Source organism: Caproicibacterium amylolyticum (assembly GCF_014467055.1).
In the GTDB taxonomy this organism is placed as follows: Bacteria; Bacillota; Clostridia; order Oscillospirales; family Acutalibacteraceae; genus Caproicibacterium; species Caproicibacterium amylolyticum.
This window is the reverse complement of sequence record NZ_CP060696.1, coordinates 478,586-492,968: the sequence shown is the minus strand read 5'-3', so window position 1 is coordinate 492,968 and position 14,383 is coordinate 478,586. Positions and strand designations below refer to the sequence as shown.

Here is a 14,383-nt window from a genome sequence, read left to right as displayed (position 1 = left end):
GGTGTACTATAATTTATGATAAAACCGACCCGAAAGGAGTCAAATTATGGCTGTTACAATTAAAGATGTGGCACGTGCGGCGAATGTCTCCCCCTCCACCGTTTCGAAAGCAATGAATCACTCCCCGTCTATTCCCGATGCCACCGTGCAGCGGATTCACGAGGTAATGGAGCAGCTGCATTATTCCCCCAACATACAGGCACGCAACTTTGCAAAAAAGACGACACAAAATATTGCATTTATTATGCAGCTGGAACCGCACAGCGCTTTTACCAACCCGCATATGTTCGACATCCTCTGCGGTGTGCAGGAAGTGCTGGCGCAGAAAGGGTACAATTTCAGTCTGGTCAGTGTTCATCAGCCCGAGGAAGCGCTTGACACCGTACGCCGAATCGTTCAGCAGAAAAGCGCGGATGGCGTGGTTGTACATGGTTCAGCGACTACTAAAGAATTGACGACTTTTCTGACGGAAACACATTTTCCGCACGTCCTGATTGGCAAACCGAATTTTGAAAGCCAAGCCTGCTGGATTGACACCAACAATTTTCTTTCCGGGCAAATTGCCGCCGAGCATTTGTGCAAATGTGGTTTTTCAGAAATTGCATTTATCGGCGGCGCCAAACAGGACAAGATTTTTTCACAGCGACTGAATGGATTCCTCTCTGTTATGAAGGAACGGGGACTAACTGTACCGCCGGAATACATGAAATACGGAGATTCATCCAGTGCCAGCGGTTTTACGCTGACCAATGAAGTACTTTCCGGCAGCCAGCCGCCAAAAGCAATTATCTGCGAGGACAACGTGGTTGCCTTTGGCGTTATTAAAGCGCTTCATCAGCGAAACTTAGAGATTCCCAAAGATATTTCTCTGATTTGTTTCGATAATTATCCGTTTTCAGAAATTATGGACCCAATGCCGACCGTTGTGGATATTGATGTACACGATATGGGTATGCAGGCAGCTTCCCTGCTGCTGCGAAAGATTAAAAAACCGGATCTGCAGGTACAGACGTATACCACGCTTCCGGTTCTCATTGTCCGCAATTCCACACGCGCGGTAAAAACCGAAAAATGACCTGCCCACTTTCAGTTTTGCTCTGCCTTTGAGTAGGTACGCAAAAATAAGGAATGTTCCTGTTTTACCAATGCATTTCTTAACATAAAAAGCCAGACACACCGGGAAAGTTGTACTGCTCCCCCATATGTCTGGCCTTACTTTTAATGCTTTTTATGAAAGAACATACTGCGGCCGCAGCAGCTCTTACGTTCACCAACGAATTGCCCTGACTTTTGCTGAATCAACTTTACACTGACAGCCAATCAGATTAAAATTCTGTTTCCTCTTCATACTGAAACCAGCCAAAATCCGCACAGCAGTTTTTCGCCTGCAAATCTTCGCACGCCATACCGACCATTGCACCGGTAAAACCGTTTCCTTCTACATGCTCATCTGAAAGCACTGCCATATCATATTTTTCCCCAACATCTTTGAAAACTCCGTCCTGCAGTGCATAGGAAAAATACAAACTGCGCCCCTGAATCCGTGCGCGCAGAGAAATGGCGGCTGTTTCCGGCAGCGGCACCCTTTCACTTTCCTGCAGTTCACGGTTATTCATGGAAACAACCGAAATGCACCGTCCTGCGGTTTCGTCACCGCTGATATTCAGGTAATCGTAATTATCGCCATTGTAAAAACACACCAGTCCGGCTGTCTGCTGAAATGTCTGCGGATAAAACTCCACCGCTGTGGTACAGGTACAGCTTAAACTTTGCAGCCGGTGTGCCAGCAGACCAACATGAAACTTACTGGATAAAGAGTTGCCTCCATAAATCCGCAAAAAGCCTTTGCGCTCTTCCGCTGTAATCCCACAGGACGCGGGAGACTGCCGCAGTGTCAGAAATTCCTTTGGAATAACCGGTGCGTCAAAGTTTTCCCGTATTTTTGCCGATGGGGAAAGCTTATCCACGGAAGCGCCACACAAAAAGGATGTTTTCGGCAGCTTCCCGCGGCCGGAAAGCTGCAGCCAGCCGTCCGCTGTCCACTCTACGTTTTCAATCGCGGTTTCTCTGCCCAAAATGCTGAACCGTTCCACAGGCCGCGAGCACAAATGTGCCATCAGCCAGTTATGTTCCGCCGTTTCCACAAGAGAACCATGCCCCGCACGCTGAAACGGACATTCTTTAGATTCATCGGAGGTCAGAACCGGATTTTCAGGGCACACTTCATATTTTCCTGTTATCTCCCGACTGCGCGCCAAGGTGCAGCAGTGACCAAATTCCGTTCCGCCCTCCGCGCACAGCAGATAATAATAGCCACCGTGCTTATAAAGGTTCGGCCCTTCCGTGGTACCACGTTCTGTCCCGGAAAACACCGGATACACGTTACCAACTAATTTTTTCAGTTTTGCGTCATATTCCTGCAGTACAATTCCCGAAAAGCGCTTTTTTGACGGCCGCTGGTCAACCGTCATGTTCACCATCCACTTGCGCCCGTCATCATCATGGAAAAGGGAAGGGTCAAACCCGGAGCAGTTCAAAAAGACAGGCTTGCTCCAGGGGCCTTCGATAGTATTTGCGGTAATCAGAAAATTGTGTGTATCTTTGTAGCGGTGTCTGTCTGTATAAACAATTGTATACAGCAGATAAAAAACGCCGTCACTGTAAGTCAGGTTCGGTGCCCAGATGCCGCAGGCGGTGTCAATGCCCCGCAGGTCAAACCCGCTTTCCTCTCCAAGGGGAGATTGCAGCGTTTCCCAATGCTGCAGGTCGCGGGAATGCAGAAGAGTCACACCGGGAAACCACTCAAACGTCGATGTGGCAATGTAGTATTCCCGGCCCACACGAAGGATAGATGGGTCCGGATAAAACCCTTTTAAAACCGGATTTGCAATCGTTCGCAAAACAAACACCTCTTGTCAGTAAAAATATTCAGTCCTTCATGCCAGTTGTTGCAATACCCTCCACCATGTATTTTTGTCCAACAAAGAACAAAACGATGAGCGGAATAACGGAAAGGCAGGACATTGCCATTACGTTGCTCCAGGTCACGATGGATTCGGAATCAACCGACATGCGCAGGGCAAGCGAAATGGTGTACTTGGAAACCGAGTTGATAAAAATCAGCGGATTAAAATAGTCATTGTAAGTCCAAATAAACTGGAACAGTGCCGCAGAGAAGAGCGCCGGTTTTAAAAGCGGCAGTAAAATGGAAGTAAACACCCTGAACGTTCCGCAGCCGTCCAGATAAGCAGACTCGTCCAGGTCCTTTGGCAAGCCGCGCATAAACTGCACCAGCATAAAGATAAAGAATGGATAGCAGGCCAGAATTGCCGGCACATAGAACGGCATGTATGTATTGATCCAACCGAATTTGTTGAAAAGTGTGTACCGCGGAATGATAATAACCGCATTCGGCAGCATCAGTGTGGAAATCAGCAGTGCAAAAAGCTGCTTTTTAAACGGAAAACTAAAACGTGCAAAGCCGTAGGCTACAAAAGAACTGGAAACAACGGTCAGCACTGTTGTTGGAACAACCAATGCAAAAGTATTGTAAAAGAACTGACCGTAATCATACTGTCCGTTGCCCTGCCAGCCCTGCACATAACTGTTAAAGCTAAAATGTGCGGGCAGCAGATTGACGGAACCGAAAATTTCTTCATTGGTTTTAAAAGACGCCAGGAACATCCACAGAATCGGGAACAGCAGAAATACACCAAGTACTACAAAAATGAAGACCAAAATGCAGGTAAAAATGATTTTTTTCGTCTGCCGTTTCTTTGGGGTCTGTACAGCCACTTGACCTGTCATAAAAGCTACCTCCTCAGTCATTCTCATAGAACACCCATGCTGACGAAGATTTGAACAGCAGGGATGTAACCACCATAATCAGCAGGAACACAATCCATGAAATCGCGCTGGCATATCCCATGCGGAAATAGCTGAAGCCTTCATTGTAAAGCTTCATGCCCAGCACATAGGTTGCTTTCAGCGGACCGCCGTTGGTCACAACCATTGCAGAAGTAAAGTTCTGCAGTGCCTGAATGGTCTGCATAATCATGTTAAAGAAAATGATTGGCGTAATCTGTGGAATGGTAATGCTGAAGAACTGCTTTGCCTTGCCCGCGCCGTCAATGCTGGCCGCTTCATAAAGAGAGGCCGGAACCTGCTTGAGGGCTGCCAGAAACATAACCATGGAGGAGCCGAACTGCCAGATTTCCAGCATGCAGATTGTAGGCAGCGCGGTGTTCGGGTCACCCAGCCATGTTACACTGGGCAGGCCCATTTTGCTAATCAAGGAATTGATAATGCCGTTATCCATGAACATGATCTTCCACAAAAGTGCAACTGCAACGCTGCCGCCGAACAAAGACGGAATGTAATACAGTGTCCTGATGAAATTGATTCCTTTGGATTTTCTGTTCATCAGCACAGCAATTACCAGCGCCAGAATCAGCTTGCCCGGTACAGTCATCAGTGTGTACAGCAAAGTTGCTTTCAGCGAAAGCAGAAAGTCGCGGTCAATGGTGAACAAATCGATGTAGTTTTTCAGTCCCACAAATTTTGGAGCGGAACCGATTGTGTAATCCGTAAAAGAGTAAATCAGTGAACTGATAAACGGATACAGCTGCAGCACCAGAAAGCCCAGTATCCAAGGTGCAATATAAAAGAATGCCTGATAGTTCCTTTTGGTGTATTTTGAAGTCTTAACCAGTTTTGAGCTCATGCTTGTCAACCTTTCTCAAATGCCCCTCTGAAAATGATGGGATATCCTGAGTGACAGGATATCCCACCTTTTCAGCAGCTTTGTAAACTGTCGTTATTTTTGATTTGCAAGGTAGTTTTCCAGCAGTTTATAAGTACTTGCCGCTGCATCTTCCGGTGTGCTCTTGCCATATGACACAGCAGAAATTGCGTCAGAAAGAATGCTCTTGACTTCAGAAGTGGAAGAATAGCCGATTACCAGTGTACCCTTGTAGGAAAGGCAGGTGTTCACTGTGTTCACGGTCAAATCATCCGCCAGCTTGTTGTCCTGAACGATTTGGCGCGCTGCCTTTACTGCGGGGATAGAGCGCTGCGCGCCCAGCGTCTTTGCTGCCTCTTCATTGTTGAAGAAATAGTCAAGGAATGCCACTGCTTCAGGGGTATTTTGTGACTTGGAAGTTACACACATCAGCTGCGGGCAGGAAGCACAGTAGCCTTCGTCCTTGCCGTCTTTCAGCTGCGGCAGTTTTGCAGAAACAAACTTTGCATTGGAATTGGCTGCCGCAAGAACCTTGGCAGTCGAAGTAACACATACACCCGCCACGTATTTGCCTGCAATCCAGTCCGGGTCCTTTGGCATATTATCCGCCTCATAAGAAGACATATGAGATTCCGGCGGAAGCACGTTGTTGTCATAGAAACTCTTAATCAGGTTCAGACCTTTGGCAAGGTCATCCTGTGTAACGCCCAGTTTTTTCTCGCTGTCAACAATCAGAGGTTTGCCGGTCAGTTCCAGCAGGTACGGACGCAGCAGGTCATCGGCTATGTAAGAAAGGTTCGCTGCCAGCAGATAATTGCTCTTATCCGCACTCTTAATCTTCTTGCCCATGGTCAGCATATCATCCCATGTGTAATTCTTAGTCAAATCCACACCGAATTTTGCAGCAAGGTCGGAGTTCTGAATAATGGCTGCACCGGAAACGCCTGTCGGCAAGCCAACCTGTTTGCCGTCATAATTGCCGTTGCTCTTCAGGTAATCTGCATCATAACCGGAAAGGTCGATTTTCTGCTTACTCATATCAATAAAATAATCTTTATTGGTATGGTAGTAGGTCGGGAAGTAAGAAGGATCAACCTGCACAATATCCGGCGCGGTGCCTGCACTCAGTTGTGTAGCCAGCTTGTCGTTGTAGCCGTCGCTGCTGCCGTATTCTGCTTCAATTTTGATCTTCGGATATTTCTTTTCAAACTGCTTGATAACCTCCAGCGTAGCCTTGTTGCGGGCATCGCCGCCCCACCAGCTGAAACGCAGGGTCACGTCGCGGGAGCCAACTGCTGCTGCAGCCGCACTGCCGGCTGCACTGCCGGCGCTTGTGCCCGCGTCATTGCCGCAGGCGGTCATGCCCAGCGCCATCATCAAAGCAAGTGCAAATGAAATTCCTTTTCTCAACTTAACCATTTTCTCTCCTCCAAGTGGTTTATTTTATATGTATTATATATAGAGGCGTTATGTAAAAAAAGGATTTCGTTCTGTCATTTGCTCTCAGTTTTTATGCGCATTGCAAAAAAGGTATCATTTTTAAATATAATCATAAAAATTGCGGCATTTGGAGCCGCAAAAAGGGCCGGGTGCTGCGGCATTGCTGCACGTACACCCGGCCCTTTTTTACAGATTTACTTTTGTGTGGCAATACAGTTTTTCAGCAAAAGATACGCATTTTCGGCAGCCACTGCCGGTGTGCTTATTCCATAGGCAACGTAGGAAATCGCATCTGAAAGAATGCTTTTCACTTCTTCGGTTGAGGAATAGCCAATTACGAGCGAACCTTTGTAGGACATACAAATGTTAACCGCATTCATAGTCAGTGAATCTGCCAGCTTTTTTTCCTCTACAAGCTGCCGCATAGAGCGAACAGCAGGAATGGAGCGTTCCGCACCCAGAATTTCTGTGGCCTGCGCGCTGTTTAAAAAATAGTTCAAAAATTTCACGGCCTCCGGGATATTTCGGGATTTTGTATTAATACACAGCAGCTGCGGCGCAGATGCGCAGTAGCCTTCATCAAGGCTGCCATTCATTTGCGGCAATTTGGATGCCACAAAGACAGCGCCTTTATTGGCAGCCGCCAAATCTTTTGCTGTGGAAGTCACGCAGAGCGCCGAAACATATTTTCCGGAAATCCAATTCGGGTCTTTGGGAATATTATCCCCCTCATAGGAAAGCATGTGTGACTCTGGCGGCAGTACATGCGTGTCATACAAACGCTTGACCATCGTCAGGCCTTTTTCAAGGTCTGCCTGCGTAACGCCAAGCTGTTTGGTGCGGTCCAGCAGCAGCGGTTTTCCGGTCAGCTGCAGCAAATACGGCCGCAGCAGGTCATCTGCAATATAAGAAAGGTTGGCAGCCAACAAATACAGATTTTCATCGTATCCCTGCACTTTTTTTCCCATGGCAGCAAGGTCGTCCCATGTATACTGCTGTGTCAGGTCAATTCCGATTTTTGAAGCAAGGTTCGTGTTTTCAATAATGGAAACTCCGCCAATCCCTGTTGGCAAACCGAGCTGCCGGCCATCATAATTGCCGTTGCTTTGCAGATAGTCCTGCTCATACCCTGACAAATCAATATTCTGTTTCTGAAAATCGACAAAGCTGTTTTTATTGGTTCGGTAATAAGTCGGCAGATAGGATGGGTCGATCTGCACAATGTCCGGGGCTGTGCCCGCGTTCAGTTCCGTCGCAAGTTTTACGTTATAGCCATCGCTGCTGCCATACTCCGCTTCAATTTTGACCTGTGGATTCTTTTCCTCAAACTGCTTGATAACTTTTAGTGTGGCCTGATTTCTTGTGTCACCGCCCCACCAGCTGAAGCGCAGTGTTACCGGGTTGGACACTGCAAAAGAGGCTGTGCTGCCCGTGCCAGCAGTTCTTTCATTAGCGCAGGCTGTCAAAACAAACAGTATGACCACCACTAGCATCAGCGCGATTCCCTTTTTCACTGCTGTCATTTTTTTCACCTCCGTTTTTATTGCAGGGGAACTGTAAATGATATGCACATGCCAACATCCTTTTTGCTGTGAATGTGTAACCCACACTCATTTCCATACTCCAGTGTCAGCCGCCGGTTTACATTTGTCAGTCCGATACTTCTGCTCTTCGCATCATTAATTTGGGCGTAAAGCGCTTCTACCTCGCTGTGCGTAAGCCCAACGCCATTATCAATGGTTCGGATATACAGGAACGCTCCGCGCCGAATCACTTTGATTTTAATAAACCCAGTACCCTGCAGAGCACGCACACCGTGCAGAATACTGTTTTCCAGCAGCGGCTGCAGCATCAGCCGAAACACATGGTAATCCAAAAGCTCATTGTCCACCTCGTAATACACAATGAATTTGTCACCGAACCGGTATTTCTGTATGCTTACGTACTCTTTCAAATACGCCAGCTCTTCACGGAGGCTGACCGGTTTTGAGGGGTCCCCCAGTGCATACTTGAGGATATCCGATAAATTCTGAATGATTTCATTCAGCGTGGACGGGCCAAGCATTTTGGTTGCTTCCAGATCCATTGTCTGCAGGGTGTTCAACAGAAAATACGGATTAATCTGCAGCTGCAGCGCAGTCAGTTCTGCCACTTCCAAACTGTGCTGGCGCTCCACAAGCACTTTGTTCATTTGCGTGGTCTTTAAGAACAGACCAATAACATTATTCATGATTACATCATATTCATCCTGTTTGCGTTTTTTCGGAAATTCTGTAACCAAGCCCTGCTCTGCTCTGCCAAACACGTCAATCATGTAGTCAATCTGCTTGAAATTCCGCTTCGTTGTTATGTATGTAAGCAGGAAAACGACCACCAGGTCAATCGCGAAAATAATGATAAAATTCGCAATAAAATCTTTGTACTGATTGAGCAGTGATTTACCGGAAATCAGCGTTACAAAATAAATCTGCGATTCCGGATAATTAGAACAACTCAGCAGGTACTTTTCCTTGCCGACCATAATCCACTGGCCGGAAAGTTTTGTGAAATCCGTTTTTCCTGCTGCCTGTTGTTTTTTGAAAAATCCGGTGCCGATGAGTGCTGCAGGCCCTGCATTTCCCCGGTTGCTCAAAATCATTGCGTAATTTTCATCCAAGATAAACGCCGACTCCTCTGGATCAGTTACGATTGAATTAAAAATATTAATCAGTTTTTCTTCATTGATATTCACCACAATCACACCGTTTGTGGAGGACATCCGCTGAAACACAGTCAGCACTGGCTGTGCCGGTTCATAGGAATACTGGCTGACCGTTCGCTTTACAATCCACTGCGAATGCATATTGGTGTCTTTGACATAATATTTATTCCAGTCCTTGTCATAGTAATCCGCAAGCTTTGCAAGGCCGGTCTGTGTGGATGTGAAAAAGTCATCATATCCATCCAGATAAATGTAAATGGAGTCGATGTAAGAATGTGAATAAATAACGCTCCGCAAAGCGGTCTGCAAATCATCCAGAAACACACCGTCGCTGTAATCATAGCTGCCGCCGCTGATAATCAGCTTTTTCAGGGAAAGCATCATTTTATTGTCACTGGTCATCAGATTTTGCTGATAAACTGCATTGCGGACCACAAGGTCAAAGTTTGTTTGGATGCCTTTCAGTGAATTCTGCCCCTGTGTAATCAGTGTATTGTTAAACTCCTGCCCCATAAAGCCGACAAAGACTGAAAAAATAACAAGCGTGGGGACCATCATAATCAAAAAGAAAGTGCGAAAGCGCTTTACAAAAAATTTATTGATTTTCACCGTTCTGCACTTCCCTGGTTTTTTGATTTCGATACTCTGTCGGGCTCATATTATAAAAACTGCGAAAAGCCCTTGAAAAATTTTTAGGATTGTCGTAACCCACACGATTTGCAATTTCGTAGCTTTTATAGTGAATGTCCCCCAAAAACTCCCGCGCCTTTTCCATGCGTACTTTCATAAGGAATTCCGCAAAACCGACACCCGCATGTTCCTTGAAAATTTTAGAAAGATAGCTGCTGCTCAGGCTTACCAGTATGGATGCTTTTTCCAAAGACGCGTTCTGGTAATTCTCCACAACATATTTCTTTACAGTCGTCACTACTTTGTCATAATACCCTTTTGGCGGTTCTTCCACTGTTTCCGTGTTTTTTTCACTATCCAGTGTTTTTCGAACATCCATAAAACAGTTCAGCAGCTCATCATACTTAATCGGTTTCAGCAGGTAATCTGTAACCCTGTACTTGATTGCCGAGCGAAAATACTCATAGTTTTGAAAGCTGCTGAACAAAATGATTTTTAGATGTTCATTTTTTTCCAGCTCCCTAATCATTTCCAAGCCGTTCATTTCCGGCATACGGATATCGGTCATTACAACATTGACCGGATGCGTTGCCAAGTAGTTCAGCGCCTGCCTGCCATTTGTAAAAACAGCTTCAACTTCAAATCCGATGCTGTTCCATGGAAAGATGTTGGCAATGCCCTCTAAAATTTTCTTTTCGTCATCCACGATAATCAGTTTGTACATTCTGCTTTCCTTTCCGCTCACAGAAACCAACGCAAAGTACGCCGAATACTCCGCATGAAGTCAAAACTCTATTCAATCATCACAGTTTCTGCCATATATCATTTTACCATTATTAAACCATTATCGAAACCCTCCCGTTTATGTTTTCGTATCATTTTTTGTTATATTTCATTTATATTTATTTATATGTTAAATGTTTTAAGTCGTTTTTCATTGTTTTTAATTATTTCTAACGTCAAAAAGGGAGCCGGACACTGCATATACCTGTGTCCGGCTCCCTTCTCAATTAAAAACTGCTTTACTGCTGTGTATTACGCGCCAGCGCCACTTCCTGAACAAACCGTGCCGCTGTTTCTTTCACAAGCGCGTAATTTCCGGTCTGTGCTCCCCGCGTCAGGTCACTGCCCGTTCCAATGGCAACAGCACCCGCCTGAATCCATTCTTTTGCATTTTCAATGGTCACGCCGCCGGTCGGCATAAACGAAGCCTGCGGCAAAGGGCCTTTGAAAGATTTAATTACTGCAGGGCCATACAGTCCCGCCGGAAAAATTTTAATGACCTTTGCGCCGTAAGTAAGTGCCTCAACCGCTTCGCTGACAGTCATAACCCCCGGAATTGCGGGAATGTCATAGCGGTTGCACAGCTTAATTGTTTCTACATTGAGTGCCGGACTGACAATAAATTCTGCTCCTGCTAAAATACACACACGGGCTGTTTCCGGGTCCAGTACAGTTCCCGCGCCAATCACAGCTTTGCCTTTGTAAGTTTCAGCAATGTCCCGAATTAGTTCAATGGACCCCGGTACAGTCATAGTAATCTCAATGACTCGGATGCCGCCCTTTAAAACTGCATCAATCAGCTTTTTACCTTTTTCTTTTGTGTCAGCGCGGATAACCGCAACTACACCCGCTTCGCGTATCTCCTTTATAACTGTCATACTGCTCATGTGCAAGATCCTCCAAAATCCAATTTGCTGTACTTACAGCGTAACGCCGTCTTTAAAAATTGCTAAAGCGCTTTTATCAAACGCTTCTGATTTGGCCTGCCGCGTCCCAGAGGCAACCTCCAGAACAAAATCAAACAGCTTTTCAGAAAGCTGCGGCAAGGGTTCTCCGGCAAGCAATGTGCCGGCATTAAAATCGATCCACCCTGTTTTTCTGCGGGCAAGTGAGGAGTTGCTGGAAATTTTCACTGTTGGTACCGGACACCCAAAGGGGGTTCCGCGTCCTGTGGTAAAAAGCACCAGATGTGCACCGGATACTGCCAGTGCCGCAGCCGCAACCAAATCGTTTCCCGGCCCCTGCAGCAAATTCAGTCCTTTTTGGCACACCGGATGGCCATAGGCCAGCACATCATTCACCGGCGCGGTACCGCCTTTCTGCACACAGCCCAGCGACTTTTCCTCCAGTGTCGTGATGCCTCCCGCCTTGTTGCCGGGCGAAGGATTGGAATCAATTTTCTGATGGTACCGCATAAAGTATTTTTTAAAGTCATTGATTAAATCCACGGTTTTGCAGAAAACCGCTTTGCTGCTGCACCGGTTCATTAAAATGGTTTCCGCACCAAACATTTCCGGAACTTCGGTCAAAACTGCAGTGCCGCCCTGTGCAATCAGCCTGTCTGAAAAAGCGCCCACCAACGGATTGGCTGTAATGCCTGAAAAGCCATCGGAGCCGCCGCACTTCAGGCCGACTACAAGCTGATCCGCGCTGCATGGTTCCCGCCGAAACTGCGCCGCATATGTGCAAAGTTTCTGCATCACTTGAACAGCGTCTTCCACCTCGCTCTCGTGTTCCTGACAAACTAAAAACTTCACACGGTCCGGGTCATATGTACCCAAAGCTTTTTTCAGTTCTTCAACGTTGCTGTTTTCGCAGCCCAGCCCAAGCACCAGAACCGCACCGGCATTCGGATGATTGACCAATCCGGCAAGCACCGATTCTGTATTCAGTTTATCCTGTGAAAGCTGTGAGCAGCCGTACGGATGGTTGTAGCAATAGATACCGTCCAGAGTCGGTGTTAAAAATTTCTGGGACTCCTTTTCGATTTGCTTTGCAACTGCATTCACACAGCCGACCGTTGGAATAATCCAGACCTCGTTGCGTATGCCCACCTTTCCATTTTTGCGGCGATACCCCAGAAAAGTTTTCGGGGGTTCCGGCTTTGGCTGCTCAAAGTCCGGTGCATAAGCGTACTCCAACAAATCGCCCAAGCGTGTCTGCACGTTATGTGTATGTACCCAGTCTCCCTGTGCAATGCTGCACGCTGCTATACCGATGGGATAGCCGTATTTCACAATGCAGTCACCCCGCGCAATCGGCTGCAGAGCAAGCTTGTGGCCGGCAGCAACCTTTGTTTTCACAAAAATCGTCTGCCCGTCCGCCTGCACGCTGCTGCCTGCAGGCAGATCCTGCAGCGCAACTGCAACATTGTCCCGCGGATTGATTTTTAAAATTTTCTCCATAGGTTCAGTCCTTTACAAGTGCTTCCACCGCGGCCGTCATTCCATTTGCACGGATGTCTTCCAGGTCAGCGGCAGCCATGCTGACGAATGAATCATAGCTTGTCAAATCCTCACCCCAAAAATCAGTGTTTGAAGCAAAAGCTTTTACAAGTTCCCCTGCAGTCATACTTTTGCTGTTTTCCGCAAAGAAAGCAAGTACCTTCCGGTCATCCTTGATTTCATAAGTTTCACCGCCGCGGTTCCCCAGCAGTACGCCGTTTTCCAGTCTATCAGAAGTATAAAACGCCATGAGTGCGGCAAAGGAGAAAGTCAGGTACTTCGGCGGTTTCTGATTTTTGGCGTAATTATCCCGGAAAGTCGGCAGGATTCTGGCACGCCACTTGGAAACAGAGTTCAGCGAAATTGCAAGCAGAGAATGGTCGACAAATGGGTTGTCAAAACGCTCATAAACCGCTTTTGCAAAATCGACCGCCTCCGGCTGGGGCAGCTTTACAGTCGGAACAATTTCTTCAAATACGATTTTATCCATCATCTTGCGAATCAGCGGATCATGCATGCACTCCCGCACAATATTTTTTCCCATCAAATAGCCTGCCAGCACAGAAGAAGTGTGGGCGCCGTTTAAAATACGCACTTTCCGCTCGCGGTACGGCTTCTGGTTCTTGGTAAACACAATGTGCATGCCCGCTTTATCCGGTGGGAACCTACCGGAAATATCCTGCTGGCTTTCAATGACCCACAGTGCAAAAGGCTCGCCTGTGTCCAGAAGTTCATCTTCATAGCCAAGCTTTTCACAGATTTGTGCTGCTTCCGCTCTGGGGTAACCTGTAATAATGCGGTCCACCAGTGTGCTGCAGAAAATGTTATGTTCACAGATCCATGCTTTAAACGCATCCCCCAGTTTCCACTGGTCAATGTATTTGAGTACACATTCCTTCAAGTGGCCGCCGTTGTCCTCAATCAGTTCCACCGGCAGCAAAATCAGTCCTTTGTCGGCGGCACCGTTGAAAGCTGTGAAACGTTCATACAAAAATTTTGTCAGCTTGCCGGGATAGGTATTCGGCGGTGTCAGTGCAAACTGGTCGCTTTCATCATATACAATGCCGGCTTCTGTTGTGTTCGACACCACAAATTGGAGAGAATCCAACCGGGCCAGCGCCATGTATGCGTCGTAATCCCCATAAGTATCCAGCGCTTTCTGCACGCAGGTAACAACACGGTTTTCCACATACGGTTCGCCGTCCACCCGCCCGCGCAGAGAAATGGTGTACAGATTATCCTGCGCAGCAAAACGCTCCAGACTGCCAAACGGAATCGGTTTTACAATGGCAACGTCTCCGTTAAAAACGCCCTTTTCATTTGCCACGTCTATCATGTAATCGACAAAACCCCGCAAAAAATTGCCTTCGCCGAACTGTACCACTTTGATTTCCCGCGGTTTGCGGCTGTAAAGTTCATTGATTTTTTTCATGGCCTTGCTCCTTGTAATTTTGTAAGTGCTTACATTTGCTATTCTACCATTCAATTTTGAAATGTCAATACAAAACATCGAAATGAATTCTTGATTTTTCAAGCATTATTCCATTTCCATTTTTCCCGCTTCTATTTTTCTTGGAAAATATTTTCATGGAATCTTGCTATTCTGGAATTGATAAAGTATAATATGTGTAAGTGCTTACAAAT

Annotated in this window: 11 protein-coding genes; 1 reads left to right on the top strand and 10 read right to left on the bottom strand. The window is 46.7% G+C overall.

Annotation, left to right across the window (positions count from 1 at the left end; translation table 11 throughout):
• Positions 1-46: 46 nt before the first annotated feature.
• Positions 47-1,075, top strand: coding sequence for a LacI family DNA-binding transcriptional regulator (locus tag H6X83_RS02250; RefSeq protein WP_212507556.1), 1,029 nt, complete (start codon positions 47-49; stop codon positions 1,073-1,075).
• A 250-nt stretch (positions 1,076-1,325) separates the two neighbouring features.
• Here H6X83_RS02250 and H6X83_RS02245 read toward each other — a convergent pair whose 3' ends face one another.
• The 10 genes from H6X83_RS02245 to H6X83_RS02200 all read right to left on the bottom strand — a co-directional run bounded on the left by H6X83_RS02245 (position 1,326) and on the right by H6X83_RS02200 (position 14,171).
• Positions 1,326-2,900 carry a glycoside hydrolase family 43 protein gene (locus H6X83_RS02245; protein ID WP_212507555.1) on the bottom strand — a complete coding sequence of 525 codons (1,575 nt, stop codon included), beginning with the start codon at positions 2,898-2,900 and terminating at the stop codon, positions 1,326-1,328.
• Between the two features lie 28 nt (positions 2,901-2,928).
• On the bottom strand, positions 2,929-3,807 hold the full coding sequence (locus H6X83_RS02240) for a carbohydrate ABC transporter permease (protein ID WP_212507554.1): 879 nt from the start codon (positions 3,805-3,807) through the stop codon (positions 2,929-2,931).
• A gap of 13 nt (positions 3,808-3,820) precedes the next feature.
• On the bottom strand, positions 3,821-4,723 hold the full coding sequence (locus H6X83_RS02235; protein WP_212507553.1) for a carbohydrate ABC transporter permease: 903 nt from the start codon (positions 4,721-4,723) through the stop codon (positions 3,821-3,823).
• Between the two features lie 93 nt (positions 4,724-4,816).
• Entirely contained in the window at positions 4,817-6,160 is a 1,344-nt protein-coding gene (locus tag H6X83_RS02230; RefSeq protein WP_212507552.1) for an ABC transporter substrate-binding protein, read from the bottom strand.
• 215 nt (positions 6,161-6,375) lie between these two features.
• The gene (locus tag H6X83_RS02225) at positions 6,376-7,704 is read right to left on the bottom strand and encodes an ABC transporter substrate-binding protein (RefSeq protein ID WP_212507551.1); all 1,329 of its coding nucleotides are present in this window, start codon (positions 7,702-7,704) and stop codon (positions 6,376-6,378) included.
• Between the two features lie 17 nt (positions 7,705-7,721).
• Positions 7,722-9,491 carry a cache domain-containing sensor histidine kinase gene (locus H6X83_RS02220; protein ID WP_212507550.1) on the bottom strand — a complete coding sequence of 590 codons (1,770 nt, stop codon included), beginning with the start codon at positions 9,489-9,491 and terminating at the stop codon, positions 7,722-7,724.
• Positions 9,478-10,236, bottom strand: a complete 759-nt coding sequence (locus tag H6X83_RS02215) for a response regulator transcription factor (protein ID WP_212507549.1) — start codon at positions 10,234-10,236, stop codon at positions 9,478-9,480. The genes H6X83_RS02220 and H6X83_RS02215 overlap by 14 nt, the downstream gene beginning before the upstream one ends.
• Before the next feature lie 298 nt (positions 10,237-10,534).
• On the bottom strand, positions 10,535-11,182 hold the full coding sequence (locus H6X83_RS02210) for a bifunctional 2-keto-4-hydroxyglutarate aldolase/2-keto-3-deoxy-6-phosphogluconate aldolase (protein ID WP_212507548.1): 648 nt from the start codon (positions 11,180-11,182) through the stop codon (positions 10,535-10,537).
• A 33-nt stretch (positions 11,183-11,215) separates the two neighbouring features.
• Complete coding sequence (locus H6X83_RS02205; RefSeq protein WP_212507547.1) at positions 11,216-12,700, bottom strand: UxaA family hydrolase; 1,485 nt, start codon at positions 12,698-12,700, stop codon at positions 11,216-11,218.
• Positions 12,701-12,704: 4 nt separating this feature from the next.
• Positions 12,705-14,171, bottom strand: a complete 1,467-nt coding sequence (locus tag H6X83_RS02200) for a tagaturonate reductase (protein WP_212507546.1) — start codon at positions 14,169-14,171, stop codon at positions 12,705-12,707.
• Positions 14,172-14,383: the final 212 nt, after the last annotated feature.